We start from the raw sequence: 25758 nt of genomic DNA, 5'->3' as shown, positions 1-25758 counted from the left end.
TCCTTTCGTGTTCACTGATGGGCTCAGGATAACCCGACGCGCGCATCGATACAGACATGGCCTAGTTCGAAATCACTCTCTTGGCCCTGTGGGGCTAGTCCAAGCGTAGCTACAGTGGGCGCCAACGAACACCAACCCACTGCGAGTAACTCCCCATGAACAACCGCCTTGACTACTTCAAGCTGTCTCCCCAAGCGTCCAACAAATTGGTCGAGCTCACCCTGCAGCTGAGCAAGAAGCCGCCACTGGCCGAGCTTGCCCACCTGATCATGCTACGGGCTTCGCAGCTCAACGGCTGCGCGTTCTGCGTGGATATGCATGTGAAAGAGGCCAAGATCCATGGCGAGCGCGAGCTGCGTCTTCACCATGTCGCCGTCTGGCGTGAGTCGCAGCTGTTCTCGCCAGTGGAGCGAGCGGCGCTGGAGTGGACTGAAGCCCTGACCCAGCTGCCGCCTCATGGTGTTTCCAACAGCCTGTATGCACGTGTGCGCGAGCAGTTTTCCGAGCAGGAGCTGTCGGACTTGACGTTCCTGATTGTTGCCATCAATGGCTGGAATCGCCTCAATGTGGCTTTCCAGGCGGTCCCGGGCTCGTCCGATGAGCTGTTCGGCCTGAACAAGGCCAACCTCAACTGAGGAGCTGGCTGATCAAAGTGCCAAGCTGCTCGCCCGGAGCAGCCGTGGCACAGTTGGTAAAACTCAGCAGCAGGCCTGATTGGCGCTGCGATGAGGCAGCCCAGCGCGACAACGCTTGTACCGACATGCCCTTGGCCAGCAGCTGCTCGGCCAGGGCTGTGTCGCTCACCTCCTCCGGCAAACGCAGTACCAGGTGCATGCCGCCTGGCGAGCGCTCCACCTGCATACCCCTGGGCAATGTTCGCTCCAGCGCTTCGATGGTCACTGCCCGTCGCTCGTTGTACAGTCGGCGCATGCGTTGAATATGCCGAGCGAAGTGCCCCTCGGCAGCGAACTCCGCCACCATGGCCTGGGTAATGGACGGTGATCCGGCCGCGAACAAGGCTCGGCCCACGCGCTCGAACGCTGCCACTTGAGCCTGCGGCACCACCAGGTAAGCCAGCCGAATGCCAGGGAACAGCACTTTGCTGAAGGTGCCGGCATACAGCACGCGCCCATGGCGATCCAGGCTGGCCAGCGCAGGAAGTGGACGACTGACGTAGCGATACTCGCCATCGTAATCGTCCTCGACGATCCAGGCACCGGTGCGGGCAGCCCAATCCAGTAGCAACTGTCGGCGCGGCAGCGACAGCGCCATGGACAGCGGGCTCTGATGCCCCGGTGTCACCATGGCCACCTGAGCCGGCCGAGAAGCGGCGATGGCCTGCTCCACATTCATTCCATCGGCATCGACCGGCACCGCTTCGAGCGCCAAGCCGAACTGGCGAAGCACCTGGCGCGTAGTGGGATAGCCCGGGTCTTCCACCCAGGCGCGCTCGCCTGGCTGCAACAAGGTATGCGCGACCAACGACAGGCTATTGCGCCAACCGCTGGTGATGAACACCTGATGAGCACCGCAATCGATACCTCGGGACACCTGCAGATACGAGGCGATGGCGCTGCGCAACGCCGCCAGGCCGTGGGGGGCCGGATAGTCCAGGTCCCCCAGGCGCATCCCGCGCAGATACCGAGCACCGAGGCGCGCCCATATCTTGCGCGGAAATGCATCCAGCGCCGGCACCCCCATCTGGAACGGCAACAGTTGCGGCGGACGCCAGAGCGAATCAGCACAGTCTTCGATCACTGGGCTGCTGACCGGTAACGCGGTGGCCGTCAATACAGGCTTCTGCAGTCCGGGGTTGACCACGGTGCCTTTCTGCCCGAGCGCCAGAAGGTAACCCTCGCTGGCCAGCAGCGAATAGGCCAGTTCGACGGTACCACGGGCCACCCCCAGGTCCTTGGCCATGGCGCGCGCCGACGGCAAGCGGTCACCAGGAGACAACGTGCCGGCGGCAACGGCAGCCAGCACGCGGTCGTAGAGTTGACGATACAGAGGTAAACCGGACTGCTCTTGCAAGGGCGCAAAAGGCGGCGTGGGGGGAGTCATCATGGCCTAGTTCATATCCCGTTTCTTGGCTCAGGCAAGTGGGTCATTGCACGTTCACTATAGCGCCATCAGCTACTGATGAGGCTAACCCCCATGACATTCACTTCGCACAACTTCGTGCCCAGCGTGCTTGATCTGAACGACACCGCCCTGCGTCCCTTGGACAGCACCCAAGACCTGCGCAGCGCATTCCCGGTCATGCAGCAATTGCGCCCACACCTGACCAGCGAAGCCGACTTCATCAGCCGCATCGAGCGTATGCGCGTTGAAGGCTATCGCCTGATTGGCGCCTACGACTCAGGCGTTCTCGTGGCGCTGGCGGGTTACCGCCTCCAGGAAAACCTGGTCTACGGCGCATTCCTGTATGTCGATGACCTGGTAACCGCCGAGGCTCAGCGCGGTGGTCATTGGGGTTCGCGCTTATTGCAGGGCTTGGAACGACTGGCCCGTGCCAGCGGTTGTGCACGCCTGGTACTCGACACGGGTTTGGCTAACGCCCGCGCACAACGGTTCTACTTCCGCGAAGGCCTGTTGACCGGTGCTCTGCGCTTTCAAAAACAGTTCGTTACGCCATAACCCCCCTACGCTTCCAAGGAGGCAACCAGCATGACACCGTCCCAGCAGCCACTTGCTCCTGTGCGTATTCTTCGCCTGAGCGCCAGCCCCAATGCAGACGCTTCTGAAAGTTTGAAACTGTCCCAGCAGATCCTGTTCGCCCTGGCCAACCAGTCCGGCAGAAGGGGCATCCAGTTGACCAATCTTGACCTCAACACCTTGGCCCCAGTCGATGCGCCATATGCCCAGGCGTTAGCCAATCAGGGCGTGGCCGTAGCAAGCGGCCAGGAAGGTACGTTGACCCGTTCCGACGAATTGATCGACCAACTGCTGGCCTGCGACGTACTGCTGATTGCCACGCCGATGCACAACTACAGCGTGCCCGCCTCGCTCAAGACGTGGATCGACCAAGTGGTGCGCGTGGGCAAAACGTTTCTCGGCACCGCCAAAGGCAAGGTGGGCACGCTGGCGGATCGGCCGGTTTACGTCGCCATAGCCAGCGGTGGCGCCATCAGCGGCCCTAATGCCCGGCAACCCGATTTTCTGCGCCCCTACCTGTCCGCCGTCCTCGCCACCATTGGGCTGAATCACGTGGACTACTTTACCGTTGAAGGTACGGCCAAGGGGGTGGAGTCACTGAATACTGGAAGAGAAACAGCGTACGGTGAAGTGCGGGCGTTCTTCAGTAAGAGTCGGCAAAGAGTGGATCAAGTCTGTAGTCCGCGTTAAGACCAACCGGTCGGCGCGCCCGCACTGGCGGTGTAGATGGCCATGGGCAAATTCCTGGCCTGGTCAGCGTCCATGTTCGCTGGCCTGCGGCAGAGACTCGCATCGATCCTTGGGCGGTGTTGGCTCAGCCGTGATGTTCTGCCTGCACGCACTTGTAGCGCTTGTAGCGGCGCCATTCAGCATAAGGCAATATTCGGGCGGTCAACATCGCATAAAAGGATTGCATGGATGCCGTTTTCACCGAAGGAACGTGCTGCACTATTAGCCCTTAAGGGCGTAGGCCCCACTGTCATCAGCAGACTTGAGCAGTTGGGTATCGAATCAATGTTCGAGCTGAGCAGGGCCAGCGTTACCGACATCTTGGCCCGGGCATCCGCTGCCATAGGGTCGACATGCTGGAAAAATAGTCCTCAAGCAAAAGCAGCGGTGACCGCCGCCGTCGAGCTTGCGAAAGGCGCGTTAACGAATAGCTCATCCTGACTTGGCCACGCGTTTGGGCGTTTCAGCGTGGGGATGATGAAGGCGTAGCCATGGCGCTGATGTCGCGGTGCAGGGCGTGTAACTGGCCATGGCAATCGTGAATGCGACATGGGTGACAAATGGGCTAATGTAGCGATCCACTCGGTCCGAGCGCGTGACCAGTTGGCCAGTCATGCTTTCGATCCGCGGATGAGGATGGGACGGTTCATGCCTTGGGTCGTCCGACACTTGGCAGGCCGTACTTGAAGGGGTCAGCGCCACGGTTCTGCTGGTTTTTGGCTTTGCGTGCCTCATCTGGCGGGCTGATCATCTGCACGGTGAGGCTGCCGTCGCTGCCTGCGTACACCACGGCGCTGGCACCGCCGTCGTGGTAGCTGGCGATGGTGGCCAGGTTGATTTCTACCAACGCGCTGCTTACGCCGGTATTGCCCAGGCGTCGACCGATGTCATAGCCCTCATCGACATTGCCCACGTCCAGGCCTTGGCCGTCGGTATTGAGGCTGTGCAAGGCGTTGGTCAGGGCAATTTCTGCTTCAGCGTTGTTAGTGGTGTCGTAGAACACGCGCACCGGTTTTTGCCCATCGGGCAGCGTGTCGAGGGCCTTGAGCCAACCTGCCTGCAAGGCCTTGGCCTGCAACGCGGGTTTGAGGCGCTTGCCGTGCTCGTCCTGCATGGAAACCTTGATCGGACGGTGCAGGTAGCCCAGCACTGGCGCTGCGTCGAACTCTTTCAGTTGGTGCTCGGCCCAACGCACGGGCAGCCAGGGGGACGGTTCGAAATGGCCTGGGCCACGGTTGTCGATGGTTTTCCACAAGTCAGGTAGTTGCGATTGCCAGTAGGCGCTGGATATGGTGGTCGGGCCTAGCAAGATTTTAACGCCTTTGGCATGCTCAGCGGCTTCATACCAGTCCATGAATGCCCTGCTCCGGTCCCAATAAAACGCCCACAATTTCCCGAAGTCAGTTTCTTTGTCCTGATTGTCCTCGGCGTCATGGCTGACGAAGGGGCGAATGTAGCGATCCACTCGCTCTGAACGCGTGACCAGCAGGCCAGTCGCGTTTTCGTAGATCGTCGGAACCACATGGCCATTCTGCAATCCCGGTGTGCCGGGTTTGCGGTAACCGTTTCGTGTCACGTCACCGTCTCGGCTCGCGATCAAAGCCTGTGGCACCTTCGGGTTATCCTCAAAAAACGTAAACAGTCGCTCGATCATGCCTTGCGCATGGGTAGTGCTTTCATCGTCTTGCCACAGAAACTGGGTAACGCCCAAGGTTGCAGCATTACGGCCTGAATTGATCAGGCCCGCGGCGCTATAGGAGCTGTCGTAGGGGGCAGGCGGCCCCAGCGCAAACACCGGGATTGGCCAATACGCTACTGCCTCACCTGCCGACTTTTTGAATGCGATACGCACTTTGATGTTTGCAGAGTTTCTCCTGGAGGTTAGTGACGGGTTGTAGTCTTTCGCGTCCCGCGAGTAAATCGAAGAAAAATTGTCGTTTTTCTTTTTTATGAACTGCCAGATTTTGGACTGGCCGTCTGTGTAAATTCCAAGTCCCACTCCCCGAATTTCCAGGGCGTAGGTCCGCGCTTGCGTGGCCTGCTGTTCGGCGTTTTTGACCTCTATCTGTTTTCGGTAATTGGCAAGCTCTGCCTTCTCACTGGCCAGGGCATTGCCCCACCAGTGAGTGCCAAAGATCACCAGCAGCGGGCCGACAATAGCGGCAATGCCCCAAGCCATGACGGGTTTCATGTTGCGAAGTACCATGTCGCACTCCTGTGCTTTTTTGGACAATCCAACAGAGCCAGAGCACAAGCTGCGCTCCGGGGATCCGCTGATGAGTCACCCAGGCAGATGGGACGCTTCATGCCTTGGGTCGCCCGACACTTGGGAGGCCATGCTTGAAGGGGTCAGCGCCACGGTTCTGCTGGTTCTTCGCTTTGCGGGCCTCATCTGGCGGGCTGATCATCTGCACGGTGAGGCTGCCGTCGCTGCCGGCGTACACCACGGCACTGGCACCGCCGTCGTGGTAGCTGGCGATGGTGGCCAGGTTGATTTCTACCAACGCGCTGCTTACGCCGGTATTGCCCAGGCGTCGACCGATGTCATAGCCCTCGTCGACATTGCCCACGTCCAGGCCATGGCCATCGGTATTGAGGCTGTGCAAGGCGTTGGTCAGGGCGATTTCTGCTTCAGCGTTGTTAGTGGTGTCGTAGAACACGCGCACCGGTTTTTGCCCAGCGGGCAGCGTGTCGAGTGCCTTGAGCCAGCCAGCTTGCAAAGCCTTGGCCTGCAACGCGGGTTTGAGGCGCTTGCCGTGCTCGTCGTGCATGGAAACCTTGATCGGACGGTGCAGGTAGCCCAGCACTGGCGCTGCGTCGAACTCTTTCAGTTGGTGCTCGGCCCAACGCACGGGCAGCCAGGGGGACGGTTCGAAATGGCCTGGGCCACGGTTGTCGATGGTTTTCCACAAGTTAGGTAGTTGCGATTGCCAGTAGGCGCTGGACAAGGTGCTCGGGTCCTCCGAGACTTCGGTGCCTTTGGCGAGCTCGGCGGCTTCATACCAGTCTGTAAATGCCCTGTCCCGGTTCCAGTAAAACGCCCACAACTTGCCAAAGTCAGTTTTTTTGTCCTGATTGTCCTCGGCGTCACGGGTGACGAAGGGGCGAATGTAGCGATTCACTCGGTCCGAGCGGGTGACCAGCAGGCCAGTCGCGTTTTCGTAGATCGTCGGTACCACGTGGCCATTTTGCAATCCCTGTGTGCCCGGTTTGCGATAAGGGTCCCGCGCAACATCACCATCCTGGCTCGCGATCAAGGCCTGTGGCACCTTGGGGTTATCGTCGAAAAACGTGAACAGTCGTTCGATCATGCCTTGCGCATGGGTAGTGTTTTCATCGTCTTGCCACAGAAATTGTGTAACGCCCAAGGTCGCCGCATTACGCCCTTCATTGATCAGGCCGGCCGCTCTGTACCCTTTTGCGTAGGGGTCGGGCGGCCCAAGCGCAAACACCGGGATTGGCCAGTATGCCACTGATTCACCGGCTGAATTCTTGAATGCGATACGCACTTTGATGTTTGCAGAGTTTCTCCTGGAGGTTAGTGACGGGTTGTAGTCTTTCGCGTCCTGCGAGTAGATCGAAGAAAAATTGTCGTTTTTCTTTTTTATGAACTGCCAGATTTTGGACTGGCCGTCTGTGTAAATTCCAAGTCCCACTCCGCGAATTTCCAGGGCGTAGGTCCGCGCTTGCGTGGCCAGTTGTTCAGCGTTTCTGGCCTCTATCTGGTTTCGATAATTGGCAAGCTCTGCCTTCTCACTTGCCAGGGCACTGCCCCACCAGTGAGTGCCAAAGATCACCAGCAGCGGGCCGACGATAGCGGCAATGCCCCAAGCCATGACGGGTTTCATGTTGCGAAGTACCATGTCGCACTCCTGTGCTTTTTTGGACAATCCAACAGAGCCAGAGCACAAGCTGCACTCCGGGGATCCGCTGATGAGTCACCCAGGCAGATGGGACGCTTCATGCCTTGGGTCGCCCGACACTTGGGAGGCCATGCTTGAAGGGGTCAGCGCCACGGTTCTGCTGGTTTTTCGCCTTGCGTGCCTCATCGGGCGGGCTGATCATCTGCACGGTGAGGCTGCCGTCGCTGCCGGCGTACACCACGGCACTGGCACCGCCGTCGTGGTAGCTGGCGATGGTGGCCAGGTTGATTTCCACCAGCGCGCTGCTGACGCCGGTATTGCCCAGGCGTCGACCGATGTCATAGCCCTCGTCGACATTGCCCACGTCCAGGCCTTGGCCGTCGGTATTGAGGCTGTGCAAGGCGTTGGTCAGGGCAATTTCTGCTTCAGCGCCGTTAGTGGTGTCGTAGAACACGCGCACCGGTTTTTGCCCAGCGGGCAGCGTGTCGAGGGCCTTGAGCCAACCTGCTTGCAAGGCCTTGGCCTGCAACGCGGGTTTGAGGCGCTTGCCGTGCTCGTCCTGCATGGAAACCTTGATCGGACGGTGCAGGTAGCCCAGCACTGGCGCTGCGTCGAACTCTTTCAGTTGGTGTTCGGCCCAACGCACGGGCAGCCAGGGGGACGGTTCGAAATGGCCTGGGCCACGGTTGTCGATGGTTTTCCACAAGTCAGGTAGTTGCGATTGCCAGTAGGCGCTGGACATGGTTCCCGGGGCTAGCGAGGATTTAACACCTTTAGCGTGCTCGGCTGCTTCATACCAGTCTATAAACGCCCTGTCCCGGTCCCAGTAAAACGCCCACAGCTTGCCTAGGTCAGAGCCTTTATTCTGATTGTCCTCTGCGTCATGGGTGACAAATGGGCGAATGTAGCGATCCACTCGGTCCGAGCGTGTGACCAGCAGGCCAGTCATGCTTTCGTAGATCGTCGGAACCACGTGGCCATTTTGCAATCCCGGTGTGCCGGGTTTGCGATAGAGATTTCGCGTCACGTCACCGTCTTCGCTTGCGATCAAGGCTTGTGGCACCTTGGGGTTATCGTCAAAAAACGTGAACAGTCGCTCGATCATGCCTTGAGCATGCGTCGTGCTTTCGTTGTCTTGCCACAGGAACTGGGTAACGCCCAAGGTCGCAGCATTCCGGCCTGAATTGATCAGGCTCGCTGCGCTAGATGCGCTGTCGTAGGGGGCGGGCGGCCCCAGCGCAAACACCGGGATTGGCCAGTATGCAACTGCCTCACCTGCCGAGTTTTTGAATGCGATACGGACTTTGATGTCCGCGGAGTTTTCCCTGGACGTTAATGACGGGTTGTAGTCCTTCGCGTCCTGCGAGTAAATCGAAGCGTAGTTGTCGTTCTTCTTTTTGATGAACTGCCAGATTTTGGACTGGCCGTCTGTGTAAATTCCAAGTCCCACTCCCCGAATTTCCAGGGCGTAGGTCCGCGCTTGTGTGGCCTGGTGTGCGGCGTTTTTGCCCTCTATCTGGTTTCGATAATTGGCAAGCGCTGCCTTATCACTGGCCAGGGCATTGCCCCACCAGTGAGTGCCAAAGATCACCAGCAGCGGGCCGACAATAGCGGCAATACCCCAAGCCATGACGGGTTTCATGTTGCGAAGTACCATGTCGCACTCCTGTGCTTTTTTGGACAATCCAACAGAGCCAGAGCACAAGCTGCACTCCGGCGATCCGCTGATGAGGGTTGAAGTCGGGCGGTCTGACTCGTGACTACTCGACGCTCACAGTCAGCGCATGGCTGGCCACGCCGTGGCACCCGCATGCCAGCCGATGGCCTTGCAGCACCACCGGCTTACCATTCATGCGCCGGCTTGGATGCCCTTCGACAAAGGCAAAAACCCCTTTGTGAAGCGGGCAACTGGCCTTGTCGCCCAGCACCGCTGGCGTTTTGCCGTTGACGGTGTGGGTGCCAGCCAGTTGGCATGACAGCACGCTGCCCCCGCTGCTGGTGGGGTCGCCCAGGCAGATGGGATGGTTCATGCCTAGGATCGTCCGAAACTTGGCAGGCCATACTTGAAGGGGTCAGCGCCACGGTTCTGCTGGTTTTTCGCCTTGCGTGCCTCATCGGGCGGGCTGATCATCTGCACGGTGAGGCTGCCGTCGCTGCCGGCGTACACCACGGCACTGGCACCGCCGTCGTGGTAGCTGGCGATGGTGGCCAGGTTGATTTCCACCAGCGCGCTGCTGACGCCGGTATTGCCCAGGCGTCGACCGATGTCATAGCCCTCGTCGACATTGCCCACGTCCAGGCCATGGCCGTCGGTATTGAGGCTGTGCAAGGCGTTGGTCAGGGCGATTTCTGCTTCAGCGTTGTTAGTGGTGTCGTAGAACACGCGCACCGGTTTTTGCCCAGCGGGCAGCGTGTCGAGGGCCTTGAGCCAACCTGCTTGCAAGGCCTTGGCCTGCAACGCGGGTTTGAGGCGCTTGCCGTGCTCGTCCTGCATGGAAACCTTGATCGGACGGTGCAGATAGCCCAGCACTGGCGCTGCGTCGAACTCTTTCAGTTGGTGCTCGGCCCAACGCACGGGCAGCCAGGGGGACGGTTCGAAATGGCCTGGGACACGGTTATCGATGGTTTTCCACAAGTCGGGTAGTTGCGATTGCCAGTAGGCGCTGGACATGGTGCTCGGGTCCTCCGAGACTTCGGTGCCTTTGGCGAGCTCGGCGGCTTCATACCAGTCTGTAAATGCCCTGTCCCGGTTCCAGTAAAACGCCCACAACTTGCCAAAGTCAGTTTTTTTGTCCTGATTGTCCTCGGCGTCACGGGTGACGAACGGGCGAATGTAGCGATTCACTCGGTCCGAGCGCGTGACCAGCAGGCCAGTCGCGTTTTCGTAGATCGTCGGTACCACGTGGCCATTTTGCAATCCCGGTGTGCCCGGTTTGCGATAAGGGTCCCGCGCAACATCACCATCCTGGCTCGCGATCAAGGCCTGTGGCACCTTGGGGTTATCGTCGAAAAACGTGAACAGTCGTTCGATCATGCCTTGCGCATGGGTAGTGTTTTCATCGTCTTGCCACAGAAACTGTGTAACGCCCAAGGTCGCCGCATTACGCCCTTCATTGATCAGGCCAGCCGCTCTGTACCCTTTTGCGTAGGGGTCGGGCGGCCCAAGCGCAAACACCGGGATTGGCCAGTACGCTACTGCCTCACCTGCCGAGTTTTTGAACGCGATACGGACTTTGATGTCTGCTGAGATTCGCCTAGTGTCTAATGACGGATCGTAATCTTTCGCGTCCTGCGGGTAGATCGAAGCGAAATTGTCGTTCTTTTTCTGGATAAACTGCCAGATCTCGGACTGGCCGTCTGTGTAAATTCCAAGTCCCACTCCCCGAATTTCCAGGGCGTAGGTCCGCGCTTGTGTGGCCTGCTGTTCGGCGTTTTTGGCCTCTATCTGTTTTCGATAATTGGCGAGCTCTACCTTCTCACTTGCCAGGACATTGCCCCACCAGTGAGTGTCAAAGATCACCAGCAGCGGGCCGACAATAGCGGCAATGCCCCAGGCCATGACGGGTTTCATGTTGCGAAGTACCATGTCGCACTCCTGTGCTTTTTTGGACAATCCAACAGAGCCAGAGCACAAGCTGCACTCCGGCGATCCGCTGATGAGGTTTGAAGTCGGGCGGTCTGACTCGTGACTACTCGACGCTCACAGTCAGCGCATGGCTGGCCACGCCGTGGCACCCGCATGCCAGCCGATGGCCTTGCAGCACCACCGGCTTACCATTCATGCGTCGGCTTGGATGCCCTTCGACAAAGGCAAAAACCCCTTTGTGAAGCGGGCAACTGGCCTTGTCGCCCAGCACCGCTGGCGTTTTGCCGTTGACGGTGTGGGTGCCAGCCAGTTGGCATGACAGCACGCTGCCCCCGCTGCTGGTGGGGTCGCCCAGGCAGATGGGATGGTTCATGCCTAGGATCGTCCGAAACTTGGCAGGCCATACTTGAAGGGGTCAGCGCCACGGTTCTGCTGGTTTTTCGCTTTGCGTGCCTCATCGGGCGGGCTGATCATCTGCACGGTGAGGCTGCCGTCGCTGCCGGCGTACAGCACGGCACTGGCACCGCCGTCGTGGTAGCTGGCGATGGTGGCCAGGTTGATTTCCACCAACGCGCTGCTGACGCCGGTATTGCCCAGGCGTCGACCGATGTCATAGCCCTCATCGACATTGCCCACGTCCAGGCCATGGCCATCGGTATTGAGGCTGTGCAAGGCGTTGGTCAGGGCGATTTCTGCCTCAGCGTTGTTAGTGGTGTCGTAGAACACGCGCACCGGTTTTTGCCCAGCGGGCAGCGTGTCGAGGGCCTTGAGCCAACCTGCTTGCAAGGCCTTGGCCTGCAACGCGGGTTTGAGGCGCTTGCCGTGCTCGTCCTGCATGGAAACCTTGATCGGACGGTGCAGGTAGCCCAGCACTGGCGCTGCGTCGAACTCTTTCAGTTGGTGTTCGGCCCAACGCACGGGCAGCCAGGGGGACGGTTCGAAATGGCCTGGGCCACGGTTGTCGATGGTTTTCCACAAGTTGGGTAGTTGCGATTGCCAGTAGGCGGTCGACATAGTGCTGGGGGGGATAGAGACTTTAGCGCCTTTGGCACGCTCGGCCGCTACATACCACTCCGTAAATGCTCTGTTCCGGTCCCAATAAAATGCCCACAGCTTGCCCAGGTCAGTGTTTTTGTCCTGATTATCCTCGGCGTCTTGGGTGACGAAAGGGCGCACGTAGCGGTCAACCCGGTCTGAGCGCGTGACCAGAAGGCCAGTCATACTCTCGTAGATCGTCGGAACCACATGGCCATCCTGCAATCCCGGTGTGCCGGGTTTGCGGTAAGGGTCTCGTGTTACGTCACCGTCACGGCTTGCGATCAAGGCCTGTGGCACCTTGGGGTTATCGTCAAAAAACGTGAACAGCCGCTCGATCATGCCTTGCGCATGGGCCGTGCTCTCATCGTCTTGCCACAGGAACTGGGTAACGCCCAAGGTTGCAGCATTACGACCTGAACTGATCAGGCCCGATGCACTGAAACCGCTTGCGTAAGGATCAGGCGGCCCTAGCGCAAACACCGGGATTGGCCAGTATGCCACTGATTCACCCGCTGAATTTTTGAATGCGATACGGACTTTGATGCCTGCAGAGTTTCTCCTGGAGGTTAGTGAAGGGTTGTAGTCTTTCGCGTCCTGCGAGTAAATCGAAGAAAAATTGTCGTTTTTCTTTTTTATGAACTGCCAGATTTTGGACTGGCCGTCTGTGTAAATTCCAAGTCCCACTCCCCGAATTTCCAGGGCGTAGGTCCGCGCTTGTGTGGCCTGCTGTTCGGCGTTTTTGGCCTCTATCTGTTTTCGATAATTGGCAAGCTCTGCCTTCTCACTGGCCAGGACATTGCCCCACCAGTGAGTGCCAAAGATCACCAGCAGCGGGCCGACAATAGCGGCAATGCCCCAAGCCATGACGGGTTTCATGTCGCGAAGTACCATGCCGGTTTCCTGTGCTTTGAGTTGGACAATCCAGATAAAGCTGAGCCAGAGCACAATTAGCACCCCAGCGATCATCTGATACGGTTTCAGGTTGGGTCTTGTCTTAGGGGAGGGCTGGTTGATCTTCATCGGCGTACTCCTTTGTCAGGAGCATTGGCTATTGCGGTAGGTGGCTTAAGTGATACCAGTCCAGAAGGCGGAAACAGGCCGCTCTGATAATACTGATAACTCGCAGTCACCAATGCTTGGGCTTCTTCACTCAGTCTTTCCCAAGCCGGTAATGTAGAGGTTTTTGTGAAGGCGGCTTCATCCATCTTCCAATCTGCAATCGCTACCAACACCTCCCGCATAGCCGGATCATCGAGGCTATGCGCCTGGCCAATAGCAATGTCCATCGCCGTTACCCAGCGTTGGTTCTCCGGGCTGCGCAGAACGGCTGAGTGGTAGCTGTTAGGGTCCATCTCGGCCGGATCTACGGGCATTCGGGCCTTGATTTCATTGGGCGTTTCTTCGCGGAAAATGACGTAATGATCCTGGGTCTTCAGCATTGCATTACCCGATACCGGTTTTTGACGTATGGCTGCAGTTTGATCGCCGGGCTCTTTGCCGCTGTTCCACCGGGCACGTTCTTCTTCCAGGTCGATTCGGGTAGGGTTGGTACGCACCTTGAACCATTTGAACTTGGCCTCCGGGTTGCCCAGCGCGGAGCGGATGCTCACGTCATCAGGGCTGTCCAGGCCTGCCTGAGTGGGGGTGCCGGTTACTGCCTCGCCGCCAAACATCTGTGGCGCATGGGGCGGGTTCAAGGGTTCGGCATTGATCAGGCGCTCTTCACCTTTCGCAATTGATGCTTGTGAGGCCACGGCGGCGGCCGACCAGCCGCCAGGGTAGCGGGGTTCACCCTCGGCACGCAGCACGGTTTGTTGAATGGCTTCGCCGACCAGTACCGGCTCGCCGTTGCGATGACGCTTGGTCCACATGCGCTGGTAAAAGCGCAAGGACTGCAACGCCGCCATCGCCGGTTTACCGTCAGCCAAGGCATTGGGTACCCCATAGGTACCGATGCCATGAACGTCGTCCAGGGCGACCGTGGTGTCGTCCGGGCAAAAGTACAGGTACACCTTGCCGCGGTTGTCACGTTCGGGGAAAACGGTCAGGTTACCCACCTTGTCCTTGCGCGAGCCCTGTGTGGGTGACCACTTGGGGCCCGTGCGACCGCCGTAGGTCTTGCTGTCCCTGAGCGCGGACAACGGCGGCTGGGCATGGGGTGCCTGGGTGACTGCGGTGGTGATGTTGATCAATGTCGCGAGTGTGTCGTGGCCTTTGGGTGTGGCCTTTGGCAGCACACTGTAAGGCGTGTCCACCATGATGATGGTGTCGGCACAGCGTTGGCCCTTGTCGATCAGCATGGCTTGAGCAAGCAGGGTAATCAAGGTGCCTTGACTGTGGCCCATGATGGTGATGGTTTCATCAGGCGATACACGGCGGATCTCACTGACCAACATGGCCAAACGCGTTGCTGCGAACACAAAGTAACGCCGGTGGGGCCCTTTTCCCATGTACTGGGTGTTGGATAGTGTGACTTGCGCAACGTGCCGGATAAGCTTGGCAAAGCCTTGGCTGTACATTTCCAGCAGGTTGTTGGTGGCGTTGGCGAAAAAACCGCCGCCCTTGGCAAAGTGCCGGTCCAGACGGTTCTCGAACACGTCCTGATATTGGTCGCGCAGTTTGGTCGGGTCGTTATTTTTATCGCGCTTGATCTCGCCAGGCTCGGCGCGATAGCCCCAATAAAACGGGATCATCAGGCTGCGGGTATTGGGGTCGGCCGTGTCTCGCTGATAAAGAAACGTGTCTGGATCGTCGAGTGTGGCTTTGTGATCTTCACCGAGGTCCTGAATCGGAATTTTTTTTGCAGCATTGTAGTCAGCCCCATACCGCCCCGCCTTAAGATCAGGCCGATCCAAACGCTCATTCACCCCCTGACACAACCCCGTCTCCACCGATTCGTACGAAGCCCCCGGGTCATTCACGCCGTGCAAGAAGATCACCACCCCTGGCAGGTCGGCGGGGACCTCCATTTTGCGTTCGGTACTGAAATTGGGTACCAGCCGGGTGACGCTTTCAGCCACGGTAATTTGATCGCCACTCATTGGCTGCCTCCTTTGCTACCGACGCTGCGCAAGGCAGCTACTTGCGCCTGGTGCATCGCTTCGCGCTCGACGTGTTCGGTGAGCCCGCTGGCGTCGGTCAACCCTTGCACGGTGCTGCCGTCTTCGAGCTTGATTTGGTAGGCGTGGTCAACGGCCATTCGCACGCTGTCGTCGGCGTGCCCCGGGTAGTGGAAGGCCAGGCGTTGCGCCGCCGGGTCGCGGGTGAATGCCGGCACCTGGGCGCTGTCGGTGTTGGGGCCGACCCAGTCATGCTCACTGGCATGGACGATCACCTTGCCTTGGCTGCCGATTTCGACACCGCCACCGATCTTGATGTAACTGCCGTCATCGGCCACCAGGCGAATGGTGGGTGCGGTGACGACTACCTCGCCTTCTGCGGCCGACAGGTGCAGGTTCTTTTGCGCGTTGGCGGTGATGTCGTCTTCCTGGGCCTGGATCAGCACTTTGCCGCGGTTGGCGATGGCATTGATGCCCTCATCCTGGGCGAAGGCAGTGATGCCCTTGCCGGCTTGCAGGCGCATGGCGGCGCCGCTGGTCAACTGCAGATGGTCCTGTGCGGTGGTGTCGTGGTTGGCGCCGGCATAGTGGATTTGCGAGCGCGGTGTGGCACTGGCAATACCCGCCTGGGCCGCAACGGCCATGACGGGCTCGCCCGCACCGTCGCTGTCGGGCGCTGGCCACTGTTTCAGCGCCTGGCTCAAGGCGTCCATGCCCTCGCTGTGCACCGCTGCCCCGCCTCGCGCGGCGGCGGTTTGCCCGAGGCTTTTGAACAACTCCCCGCACTCGGCCAGCAGCTTGAGCAGTTCTTCGCGGTCCAGCTGCGCGCCCTTGGCGTCCTGCCGTGCATAGGTGGTCAGCAACATGCCTTGGGCGGCGCGCAGCGCAATCGCGGCGTCGGTGCGCAATTCGGCACCGTTGCCACGGGCCTTGGCCTGGCCGTCAGTACGTGGCTCGGTGAGTTTGCCCAGATTGAGCGCTGTGGCCTGGTGCGTGGTGCCGACGCGGGCACGCAAAGCGCCCGGTGTGTCGTCGAACAACAGCTCGTTGAAACCGCGGCCCTTGTGCTCCTGGGTCTGGATGCCGGAAAGCGCGCGGTTGCCTGGCAGGCCCGAAGCTTTGCTGAAGCGCGGCGGTGTCTGCTCGGCGTTGTACAGCACAGAGGTGACCACGGGGCGGTCGATATCGCCTGCCAGGAAGGTGACCAGCACTTCCTGGCCGATCCGTGGCAAGAACTGATGGCCAAAACCCCCGCCAGCGCTGGGCATCGCCACACGCACCCAGGTGGTACCCTGCGGCAGGCTGTCGCCGCGCTGCCAGTGAAACCTGACCTGGATCCGCGCCAGCTCGTCGGTGAAGACTTCTTCGCCCTCCGGCCCGACCACGATCGCACTGAGCGGCCCGTTGACGGTGGGGCGCGGCACGGTGAGCGGGTGGCGGTAAGGGATGCTTCGGCGAATGCAGACAAACTGGTTGTCGTAACCTGCAGGCTCATCCGAGAAATAGTTGTTGCGCCCCCGGTGCTCGACCGACACGAGCAGGAACTGGCGATCTTCTGGCGCACCGTCCTCATGGTCGAAGTGCTGGGTCAGTTCGAAGGTGTAGCCCGCACGCATGGCCCGGCAGTTGCTGGTGCCGGTGAAGGTCTTGGCCTGGGCTTCGATGACCTCCAGGTGGCGGCGGACCAGCGCCTCGCCCTCGTCAGGCAGGCGATGACTGTAGGCCCCGAGGAAATCGTACACCTCGTAGGGCGCAACATCGCCCTGTTCATTGAGGCTGCCCATGTGGATGGGCAGCGGATTTCTTGGCTGCTTGTAATCGAACGTCTGGATGGCCATCTTGCCCGATTGCAATACCCGGTGGCTGCGCCATTGGGTGATCGAGTCACTGGTTTCGGTGACAAAGGCGCTGTGGTAGCGGATTTGCGGTTGTTCGGGCAACGCCTGCAGTGCCTGGGATTCATCCATGATGATCAGGCTGTGCCCGTCCCTGCCGTGATCGAAGTAGAAGAACAGGCCGTCCTGCTCCAGCAAGCGCAACACGAAATCCAGGTCGATCTCGCGATACTGGGTTATGTAACTGTGGGATTTGAGAGGCTTCAGCAGGCGGAACTCGAATGTGCCCAGCCCGCCGTAATGCTCGAAAACGGTGCGGATGACCGTTTCAATGGTCTGCTCTTGAAAGATCCGCGAGTCAACGCGTCGCGTCAGCATCCACAGCCACGGGCTCAGTGTCGCGCTGTAACGCGCCAGGCCACCGTCGCTGCCCAGCAGGTTGAACCGGGTGATGTGACCATGGATGTGGCGTACGCCGCCGTTGGCCAGCTCGATGTCGAGACAGGCAGGTTGGCCGATCAACGATTTGAGTTCGAGCCTGGCATCCTGGCTGATCAACGACAGCTCGAAGCTGAACAGCGTGGATAACCCTTCACTGCCGCTGAAATGCTCCAGCAACAACGCCTGGTCATCTGGGATGGGAGTGGTGAGTTTGATCAGCCGGCGGTTCTGTGGTGCAAAGATACTCGTCAATTCCATCAACGATATTACTCCCTGTTAAAACTAGCTGCGGAAAGTATCACAGGGCCCCGGAGGATCAACCCCATCGGGGCAAGTCAGAATTTGACAAACTGTGACGGTCGTCCCATTGACAGCGTTTTTCGCTTACCACCGACAGCTTCACCGACGTGGGTGGTGGGTGTCTAAGGCCGGCTACCCAGCAAGGCGGAATGTGACGACACAGGCCAGGCAATCCGCGTGTGGCTGCCGTTCTACCCAGACGATTGGTGCTGGGTCAGCGATGACGGTGCACAATAGGGCATCTGCGTCCATACCCCATGTATTGGACGCCTTTGGCAGGGAGATCAGGGTAAACAACGAGGTGAGCGAAATGGCAAGAAACCGGGCGGTTGCCAGGTTCGGTGACGCGCAACGCCCTAGTGGCAAGTTGGGCAAGCATGTCCATAGCTGATGAAGCGCTTTTATCGCAGCGAGACAGGGCACCACCAACCGGGGTTCTGGCTGGGTGGGGCTAAGCTGGTGCTATAGGGAATATTCGGCATGCCGATTACCTTTGACCCTCAAACGGATGCGGCGTACACCATTGAGTACAAGCCCTGAAGTGTCTGCAGGGTAGTTCACCAGGGAGGGTCACCCTCGGCTTGCCAGGTAGTACATCCCTCCGGCGAACGTCGTTAAGACGATGCCGTCAAATACCTCGCCAAAAGCGGCTTTCCCTGAGAGCCTTGCGCCGATCTGTACGGCCAGAAAGAAGATTGCGATGAATAAAACGGTGCCCGCGATGCGCCAATGCCGCCACACCTATGCGACAATACGCTCAATGTCTGGTCTCAACCCCACATTTATCGCCCAACAGCTCGGGCATGGCGTGCAGATGCTCTCATCGACTTATGCGCGCTGGATTAACTCGTCCAACGACTGGCAGGAGCTGGAAACGCTCCAGATGGGTCCGAAATTGGTCCGCAGCTGCGAAGAAGCCACGTAAGTTATTGATAGGTAAGTTCCTTGATCTCCACCGCTAACATCACCATGCAGTTCGGCTCCAAGCCGCTGTTCGAAAACGTCTCGGTCAAATTCAACAACGGCAACCGCTATGGCCTGATCGGTGCCAACGGTTGTGGCAAGTCGACCTTCATGAAGATCCTCGGCGGCGACCTGGAGCCTTCCGGTGGTCAGGTCATGCTCGAGCCGAACACCCGCCTGGGCAAGCTGCGTCAGGACCAGTTCGCCTACGAGGAATTCACCGTGATCGACACGGTGATCATGGGCCACGGCCAACTGTGGAAGGTCAAGGCCGAGCGCGACCGTATCTACTCGCTGCCGGAAATGACCGAGGAAGACGGCATGGCCGTCGCCGAGCTGGAAACCGAATTCGCCGAAATGGACGGCTACACCGCCGAATCGCGCGCCGGCGAGCTGCTGCTGGGCCTGGGTATTCCGCTGGAACAGCACTTTGGCCCGATGAGCGAAGTGGCCCCAGGCTGGAAGCTGCGGGTGCTGTTGGCTCAGGCGCTGTTCTCGGACCCGGACGTGCTGCTGCTCGACGAACCGACCAACCACCTGGACATCAATACCATCCGCTGGCTGGAAACGATTCTGACGGCGCGTAACAGCACCATGATCATCATTTCCCACGACCGGCACTTCCTGAACAGCGTGTGCACGCACATGGCCGACCTGGACTACGGTGAGCTGCGCCTGTTCCCAGGCAACTACGACGAGTACATGACCGCGGCCACCCAGTCGCGTGAGCAGCTGCTGTCGGACAACGCCAAGAAAAAAGCCCAGATCGCAGAACTGCAGACCTTCGTCAGCCGCTTCTCGGCCAACGCCTCCAAGGCCAAGCAGGCCACTTCGCGGGCCAAGCAGATCGACAAGATCCAGCTGGCCGAGGTCAAGCCTTCGAGCCGGGTCAGCCCGTTCATCCGCTTCGAGCAGACCAAGAAGCTTCACCGCCAGGCTGTGGTCGTGGAAAAAATGGCCAAAGCCTTCGACGACAAGGTGCTGTTCAAGAATTTCGACATCACGGTCGAAGCCGGCGAGCGCGTCGCGATCATCGGCCCCAACGGTATCGGCAAGACCACCCTGCTGCGCACCCTGGTCGGCGAAATGACGCCGGATGCGGGCTCGGTGAAATGGACCGACAGCGCCGAAGTGGGCTACTACGCCCAGGACCATGCGCACGATTTCGAAGAAGACATGACCCTGTTCGACTGGATGGGCCAATGGACCTCTGGCGAGCAGGTCATCCGTGGCACCTTGGGCCGCATGCTGTTCTCCAACGACGAGATCCTCAAGTCGGTCAAGGTGATTTCCGGTGGTGAACAGGGCCGCATGCTGTTCGGCAAGCTGATCCTGCAGAAGCCCAACGTGCTGGTGATGGACGAACCGACCAACCACCTGGACATGGAATCTATCGAGGCGCTGAACCTGGCGCTGGAAAACTACCCAGGCACCCTGCTGTTCGTGAGCCATGACCGTGAATTCGTGTCGTCGCTGGCGACCCGCATCATCGAGCTGTCGGCGGACGGTGTGGTGGACTTCAGCGGTACCTACGACGACTACCTGCGCAGCCAGGGTGTGCTGGTCTGAAATCGTTGAGCTGGCCTGGCCCTCTCAGGTGACCAGGCCGGTCTCTGTTGCGGTTAACCGCTTCCACAGGCACTGCGCAGTGCCTGTGGAAGCGGTTGCCACTTGAATAGTTCGTTAGCCTGCTTTCATTTCCTTCGCGCAACGGCCATGATGGGGCCACGCCCACCGCCCGCCCGCGAACGAGCCCATGACCGCGCCACAGCCCGCCCCCGCCAGCAGCACCGCCTCCATCACCCTGCAAATTCTCTCGATCGTTTTCTACACTTTCATCGCGTTTCTCTGCATCGGCCTGCCGATCGCGGTGCTGCCCGGCTATGTACATGACCAACTGGGCTTCGGCGCGGTAATCGCCGGGCTGACCATCGGCCTGCAGTACCTGGCCACCCTGCTCAGCCGGCCTTTCGCGGGCCGAGTGGCCGATACGCTGGGCGGCAAGCAGGCGATCCGCTACGGCTTGTTGGGCATCGCGGCCTGTGGAGTGTTGACGCTGGCCTCGGCCTGGACCTTGTCAGCGCCCTTGCTGAGCCTCGCGCTGCTGCTCGGTGGGCGCGTGCTGCTCGGGCTCGCACAAGGCCTGATCGGCGTTGCCACCCTGAGCTGGGGGATCAGCCAGGTGGGGCCTGAACATACGGCGAGGGTCATCTCCTGGAACGGCATCGCCTCATATGGAGCCATCGCCATTGGCGCCCCCGTTGGCGTGCTCGCCGTCGACAGCCTGAACTTCAGCGTGCTCGGCCCCGCCTTGGTGCTGCTCGCCGTGCTGGCCATGCTGGCGCTGCGCAAACGCCCGGATGTGGTAGTGGTGCGCGGTGAGCGCCTGCCGTTCTGGTCGGCGTTCAGCCGTGTTGCGCCTTGCGGCGTTGGCCTGACCCTGGCCTCGATCGGCTATGGCACCCTGACCACGTTCGTCACGCTTTATTACCTGGAACGTGGATGGGTAGGCGCCGCGTTGTGCCTGAGTGCCTTCGGTGTGTGCTTCATCATTTCGCGGTTGCTGTTCGTCAACGCCGTCAACCGCTTTGGCGGTTACAACGTGGCGGTAGCCTGCATGGCCACGGAAGTGCTCGGCCTGAGCCTGTTGTGGCTCGCGCCCTCCCCGCTGTGGGCACTGGTGGGGGCCGGCCTCACCGGTTTCGGCCTGTCGCTGGTGTACCCAGCCCTGGGCGTGGAGGCCATCAAGCAGGTGCCCAGCAGCAGCCGGGGTGCCGGCCTGGGGGCCTATGCAGTGTTCTTCGACATGGCGTTGGCCATCGCCGGCCCGGTCATGGGCGCTGTGGCGGCACACCTTGGTTACGCGTCGATATTCTGCGTCGCGGCCCTGCTGGCCTTGAGCGGGGTTGGCCTGACGTTGTTGCTGGCGCATCGCAGCCGTCGCGCCTGAGCGTCACCTATGAAAACGGCCGCCGCGCAAGCGACAGCCGCTTGTTGTGATACAGGTTGCTCAAGCCGTGGCGAACAGCTCGTTGGCAATCTGCGCCTGAGCAGCATCGATGGCCTTGCTGCGGTGCTCCGGGCCATAGGCCAGGCCGTGGGCGCGAACGATTTCCAGGTCGGTGATACCGATGAAGCCCAGGAACACCTTGAGGAAGTCTTCGTGGCCCGCGCCAGTCGGCTGACCGGCATGCAGGCCGCCAGCAGTGGACACCAGTACTACTTTCTTGTCACCGCACAGCCCTTCAGGGCCTGCTTCGGTGTAGCGGAAGGTCTTGCCGGCCACTGCAACGCGGTCGATCCATGCCTTGAGCTGGGTCGGCACGGTGAAGTTGTACATCGGCGCGCCAATCACTACGGCGTCGGCGGCAAGAAACTCGTCCAGTGTTTCGGCACTGAGCTTGGCTTCGAAAGCCAGGGCTGCATCGCGAACGTCTTCCGGAGTGCCGGCTGCAACCAGGGTGGCTGCAGAGAAGTGGGCGATGGCATCCGCGGCGAGGTCACGGTAGACCACTTCGATGCTCGGATCAGCGGCTTGCCAGGCCTGAACCACTTCACGGCTCAATTGGCGCGAGGCGGAATTGTCACCCAGGATGCTCGAATCAATGTGCAACAGTTTCATGGGACTCTCCTGTGAATGAAGACCGCAGCATTGGGCGATCAGGATGGAGAGAATCCTACCGGGCCGTCGAATAGCTGATAAGCCAGCAAAAATGCGTTAGTTTGTCCCACTGATAGAACAGTGAGACAGCCTTCATGCAAGACCTCAACGTTTTGTTAGGAACACCATTCCATGGACCATATGGTCAGCACGAAGAGGCCCCCTCCCCTCCTCCATCCTTTCATTCCGAAGCTCTAGGAGACGCTCTCGATGCTTTGCTGCTCCGACCTTTGGCAGCCGCCATGTCCGTGGCTGTCAGTCCAGGGTTCGGCAGACGCCTTGAGTTGGGTTAGGGCTGGACAAGCAATTGGCTTTTACAACGCCACGGACTGCGCAGTTCGCGGTACCTGAATGTCAGCGCTCCCACCGCCAGGCAAAGTGGATTGTGCTACCAGATAGCCCCAGTTCCATCAAGGAGGGTTTTCTGTACAAGCTCCCCATAATCGCGGTCGGTAATCTCACCCCAATCAAGCCGCTCCTGTATCCGATCAAGCTCGACCTTGATGGCTCGAAAAGCCTCCGCTTGAAGCGCGTGATCCACTGCCGGCCCTACCTCCGACAATTCGCTACATGCCAGGTGAATATACCGCTCCAACGATTCGATTCGGGCATGCCCAGTCCATTGCTTTAGCTTCTCTCGGAATCCGCTGAAATCAGCCAGGGAACGCTTAAAATTGTCCTGATTCTCGAAATCAAACTGAAGCATGATCATTTTCAGCTTATTGGTAATGAACCTGTGACGAAACATGTGCACATGAGCGCGGGAGTCGAGACCGGCAGCAACGCGCAAGTCGTGAATAATGTTTGATACCGTCGTGCTGGCGAGCCTTTTTCCTGTCTTGGTGTTAATAAATAGGTGACCATCATCTATCACATTTTTTTCATTGACACAGAGCAGGCGCATTGTGTCGATGTAATCCATCCACTGCTGAACGTAAATGCGTGGGACTGGAACCAGGCGCTCGTGCGGCCCTCCACGTTTGTATGTGATGATCCGTATCAAGGGGGATATCGTGCCTGATTCTAGGGCTTTAATGATGTCTGCCACCATGATGCTCGCACCCTCCCCCCGCCGTGCACCGGTATGCTCGTACACGGAGAGAATTATTCTGTTCCTTTGTTGCACTTCGTATGAGCCCAATGACTCAGCGGCCGCGTACAGCTTTTTGAGCGATATATCACCAATTGGAAAACGGTGGCGCCTGGCTCCCGGGTGAGGGAAACTCGAATGGTACCAGCTCAGGCCCCTAGCGGCCTTGATCACGTGCTCTTCATCGTCGCGAACATCACGTACCCTGACTCCTCTGATAGCCCCATCTGGACAAACGAAATTTGGTCGACGATAGAACTCCCCCATAAAGTTGAGGAAATCAAGGCAGCTTGAACCGATAACCCTAATTCGTTCCGAGTCTCGGGCAGGGCTCCCACGATCATTTTTACCAACCTTCAACCCTCTGATGAACGCCCGAAATCTTGAGTCCGACATTGACATGGAGCTAATCCGGTTTTTATGCATATATCTTAAAAGTGGTGACAAGTCCGCGGCGGATTGAGTGTAGGAGCCACCCCGTTCGCCAACCAGTGACAGGTGCCGCGTAAGATAACGATGAGTAAGATAGGCGTTGAACTCAAAGGAGTATCGGCCATCCGGTAAATACAAAATCGGAAAGCCCGTCACGTCCTGAAAATTTGTCTGTAGGCTCCTGAAATCTACATCAACGGCGACACGTGAGCCTTTAGATAAATTGCGCCAACATTGCTTGTCTACAGGCATAGGCTCAACTGGTTACCACGCTGAATATTATTTCAATTTCGCGCATTTCCCTGAGCCACCATACCTTCCTATCTCGTATGTGATCATCGGTGGCGAGCTGCTCAGTTATGTATCGAAATTTATGAAATATGATCTGCATTTGCATAAAATCCTTCGAGGCCTTATCCAAGCGCATTTTGAGATCTGCTATTTCAGATTGATACTGCCTGCGTCCTTTCGGTCGTTGGGGTTTGGGTGAAGCATAAGTAGCAAGGAGCTTAGCATGCGCATCCCGCCGAAGCTCATCCAGTCCCTTAAACCCAACTGACAATGCCCTGCTCGCTGATCGGCGAAATGTTCCCATTGCGCAGCTGCGAATACCTAGCTCTTTATTAGAGTACTCTGCCAAACTGCCCTGAGTTGCGAGAATCCCAAGCCACTCTCTATCGCCTGCATAATCCATTGGAGAGTGAGAGATCCGCTGCAATAATGCGTAAACTTGCAGAATTGACTTGAATGAGCGTTCGCCGTGCATATCATAGATCCATAATTTTGATGATGAGACTGAAGCGCGTTTCGGGCATACCGTCATCGGTACCTACTACAAAAAACTCTGGAGTCAAGTCGATTTTGTGAGTTTTGATCAAGCCCCATACCTCGTCGAAGCAATTTTCTTGATTAACCACGTCAGAGAATGAAACGCTCATATTTTTCAGCCCTCTTTTAGCCAATGGTTCGTAGGATTTCTCAATCTCCCCCAACGTACGAGCCGTAAAGTCTTTAGAATCATATTTTTCCATGATCCGCTGCTTGAGCCACTCAAAACCTTCGAGCCCTTCGTCTCCGCTATAGATACAATCTGTTATCACTTCCGCCTTCACAGACTCCAGCAAAGCGCCAGGCACATTCTCAGTCAAATAAATATAAACCTGTTCCAAATCCGCATGACCAAGAAGATGCCGAGCAGCCTCTATGTTACCTCCGGAGGAATGATAGAAAATCAACACACTGATTCTTCGCAACTGATGCTGACGCAAATAATACCTTTTTTCAATTTCATCAATCACTACAGTAGGACTTTGAAAAAAGTCGCAAACCGTATCGAGCACGCTATTATAGGCATGCACTTCTAGCTTGCACGGAAGCACCTTGCGATGATCGATGGAAAGAAGAAGTCGAGCTTTACTGGTAACAAGCTCTCGCGCCTCACACTCACGTCTAAACTCCATCATATCCCAAAGCATTTTCGCAAGAGGCAGAGTGATACCAATGCTCAGGATAAAATGTTTTGTTCTTGATCCAGTCTTTCTGGCAGAATATTGAAGACAGTAAAGTGTATCCGCACTGCTCTCTAGATAAGGATTAATCCGCGGCTCGAGGCAACTGGTCGGATCAAGATCAATAATTTCAGATTGTCTTCGCGCTGCAAGGCTACCAAGAACGATCAAAAATGAACCTAGTAGTACCTGATAGCTCTGTAGCAGAAATTGACCATTACGTAGTTTTTCAAAAAAAATTGGCCTTCCTACGTCCTGCTTTTGAGGGTACCACTCACGAATACCAATACTTTTGAGTTCATCAGTAAGGACGCGTTGTTCAAGAACATCATTGAGTTGATTAAAACGAAGCCTACTTTCAAATCGATGATGCTTCACGGCATCCATCATATCGAGCACGCCCCTCAAAATCGCCCGCCCATTACTTAAATAATACTCAAAGCTATTGCCAAGCATGTGCAATAAAACGTCGTACGGAATGGTTACGAATCTGCCGCGAAACTTTTGAAGCGTTGTCTTAAAAAGCACTTTTGCATCTAACTCATTGAGGCCCGCACTTGGAATGCCTCTCAGGCCATACACTGATTCCACAATTGGT

The 25758-nt window shown here is 58.2% G+C and carries 18 protein-coding genes and 4 pseudogenes; 8 read left to right on the top strand and 14 right to left on the bottom strand.

Features of this window, described 5'->3' with window-relative positions; genetic code table 11:
- The first annotated feature begins 155 nt into the window (after positions 1–155).
- Positions 156–635 (top strand): carboxymuconolactone decarboxylase family protein, encoded by a 480-nt coding sequence (locus ACIPZH_RS13175; protein ID WP_241803509.1) that lies wholly within the window; start codon positions 156–158, stop codon positions 633–635.
- Here the strand turns inward: ACIPZH_RS13175 and ACIPZH_RS13170 are convergent.
- The gene (locus ACIPZH_RS13170; protein ID WP_400636403.1) at positions 628–2064 is read right to left on the bottom strand and encodes a PLP-dependent aminotransferase family protein; all 1437 of its coding nucleotides are present in this window, start codon (positions 2062–2064) and stop codon (positions 628–630) included. The two genes, ACIPZH_RS13175 and ACIPZH_RS13170, sit on opposite strands and share 8 nt — an antisense overlap.
- 90 nt (positions 2065–2154) lie before the next feature.
- Between ACIPZH_RS13170 and ACIPZH_RS13165 the strand changes: the two genes are divergently transcribed.
- The 4 genes and pseudogenes from ACIPZH_RS13165 (at position 2155) to ACIPZH_RS13150 (ending at position 3825) form a co-directional block, all read left to right on the top strand.
- Positions 2155–2637: a GNAT family N-acetyltransferase gene (locus tag ACIPZH_RS13165; protein WP_241803511.1), complete on the top strand. Its 483-nt coding sequence runs from the start codon at positions 2155–2157 to the stop codon at positions 2635–2637.
- A gap of 30 nt (positions 2638–2667) precedes the next feature.
- A complete protein-coding gene (locus tag ACIPZH_RS13160; protein ID WP_400636402.1) occupies positions 2668–3345 on the top strand; it encodes an FMN-dependent NADH-azoreductase in 678 nt (225 codons plus the stop codon).
- Positions 3346–3350: 5 nt separating this feature from the next.
- Positions 3351–3455: pseudogene (locus ACIPZH_RS13155) on the top strand (IS30 family transposase); the annotation flags it as partial.
- A gap of 118 nt (positions 3456–3573) precedes the next feature.
- Positions 3574–3825 carry a helix-hairpin-helix domain-containing protein gene (locus ACIPZH_RS13150; RefSeq protein WP_400636401.1) on the top strand — a complete coding sequence of 84 codons (252 nt, stop codon included), beginning with the start codon at positions 3574–3576 and terminating at the stop codon, positions 3823–3825.
- A 205-nt stretch (positions 3826–4030) separates the two neighbouring features.
- Here ACIPZH_RS13150 and ACIPZH_RS13145 read toward each other — a convergent pair whose 3' ends face one another.
- The 9 genes and pseudogenes from ACIPZH_RS13145 to ACIPZH_RS13105 form a co-directional block, all read right to left on the bottom strand.
- On the bottom strand, positions 4031–5590 hold the full coding sequence (locus ACIPZH_RS13145; RefSeq protein ID WP_400636400.1) for a DUF2875 family protein: 1560 nt from the start codon (positions 5588–5590) through the stop codon (positions 4031–4033).
- A gap of 97 nt (positions 5591–5687) precedes the next feature.
- On the bottom strand, positions 5688–7247 hold the full coding sequence (locus ACIPZH_RS13140; RefSeq protein WP_400636399.1) for a DUF2875 family protein: 1560 nt from the start codon (positions 7245–7247) through the stop codon (positions 5688–5690).
- 97 nt (positions 7248–7344) lie between these two features.
- A pseudogene (locus ACIPZH_RS13135) lies at positions 7345–8968 on the bottom strand (DUF2875 family protein).
- A 39-nt stretch (positions 8969–9007) separates the two neighbouring features.
- Complete coding sequence (locus ACIPZH_RS13130) at positions 9008–9277, bottom strand: PAAR domain-containing protein (protein WP_400636398.1); 270 nt, start codon at positions 9275–9277, stop codon at positions 9008–9010.
- 2 nt (positions 9278–9279) lie between these two features.
- A pseudogene (locus ACIPZH_RS13125) lies at positions 9280–10897 on the bottom strand (DUF2875 family protein).
- 39 nt (positions 10898–10936) lie between these two features.
- Positions 10937–11206, bottom strand: a complete 270-nt coding sequence (locus ACIPZH_RS13120) for a PAAR domain-containing protein (protein WP_400636398.1) — start codon at positions 11204–11206, stop codon at positions 10937–10939.
- A gap of 2 nt (positions 11207–11208) precedes the next feature.
- Positions 11209–12891, bottom strand: coding sequence for a DUF2875 family protein (locus ACIPZH_RS13115; protein ID WP_400636397.1), 1683 nt, complete (start codon positions 12889–12891; stop codon positions 11209–11211).
- Positions 12888–14912 carry a DUF3274 domain-containing protein gene (locus tag ACIPZH_RS13110; protein ID WP_400636396.1) on the bottom strand — a complete coding sequence of 675 codons (2025 nt, stop codon included), beginning with the start codon at positions 14910–14912 and terminating at the stop codon, positions 12888–12890. Before ACIPZH_RS13110 ends, ACIPZH_RS13115 begins: the two co-directional genes overlap by 4 nt.
- Complete coding sequence (locus ACIPZH_RS13105; RefSeq protein ID WP_400636395.1) at positions 14909–17464, bottom strand: type VI secretion system Vgr family protein; 2556 nt, start codon at positions 17462–17464, stop codon at positions 14909–14911. Before ACIPZH_RS13105 ends, ACIPZH_RS13110 begins: the two co-directional genes overlap by 4 nt.
- A 772-nt stretch (positions 17465–18236) precedes the next feature.
- Between ACIPZH_RS13105 and ACIPZH_RS13100 the strand changes: the two are divergent.
- The 3 genes and pseudogenes from ACIPZH_RS13100 to ACIPZH_RS13090 form a co-directional block, all read left to right on the top strand.
- Positions 18237–18431, top strand: a pseudogene (locus tag ACIPZH_RS13100) (site-specific integrase); the annotation flags it as partial.
- A gap of 20 nt (positions 18432–18451) precedes the next feature.
- The gene (locus ACIPZH_RS13095) at positions 18452–20038 is read left to right on the top strand and encodes an ABC-F family ATPase (protein WP_241803514.1); all 1587 of its coding nucleotides are present in this window, start codon (positions 18452–18454) and stop codon (positions 20036–20038) included.
- 187 nt (positions 20039–20225) lie between these two features.
- Positions 20226–21419: an MFS transporter gene (locus ACIPZH_RS13090; RefSeq protein ID WP_400636394.1), complete on the top strand. Its 1194-nt coding sequence runs from the start codon at positions 20226–20228 to the stop codon at positions 21417–21419.
- A gap of 60 nt (positions 21420–21479) precedes the next feature.
- Here the strand turns inward: ACIPZH_RS13090 and ACIPZH_RS13085 are convergent, their stop codons facing one another.
- From ACIPZH_RS13085 to ACIPZH_RS13070, 4 genes are all read right to left on the bottom strand, one after another.
- Positions 21480–22091 carry an FMN-dependent NADH-azoreductase gene (locus tag ACIPZH_RS13085; protein WP_267816121.1) on the bottom strand — a complete coding sequence of 204 codons (612 nt, stop codon included), beginning with the start codon at positions 22089–22091 and terminating at the stop codon, positions 21480–21482.
- A 427-nt stretch (positions 22092–22518) separates the two neighbouring features.
- Positions 22519–23487: a tyrosine-type recombinase/integrase gene (locus tag ACIPZH_RS13080; RefSeq protein WP_400636523.1), complete on the bottom strand. Its 969-nt coding sequence runs from the start codon at positions 23485–23487 to the stop codon at positions 22519–22521.
- A 421-nt stretch (positions 23488–23908) separates the two neighbouring features.
- Positions 23909–24418: a hypothetical protein gene (locus ACIPZH_RS13075; protein WP_400636393.1), complete on the bottom strand. Its 510-nt coding sequence runs from the start codon at positions 24416–24418 to the stop codon at positions 23909–23911.
- A 1-nt stretch (position 24419) separates the two neighbouring features.
- Complete coding sequence (locus ACIPZH_RS13070) at positions 24420–25751, bottom strand: hypothetical protein (RefSeq protein WP_400636392.1); 1332 nt, start codon at positions 25749–25751, stop codon at positions 24420–24422.
- Between the last annotated feature and the right edge of the window lie 7 nt (positions 25752–25758).

It is taken from the genome of Pseudomonas sp. NPDC089758, assembly GCF_044748705.1.
Taxonomy (GTDB): Bacteria; Pseudomonadota; Gammaproteobacteria; order Pseudomonadales; family Pseudomonadaceae; genus Aquipseudomonas; species Aquipseudomonas putida_X.
This window is presented reverse-complemented; position numbering and strand designations above follow the sequence as displayed.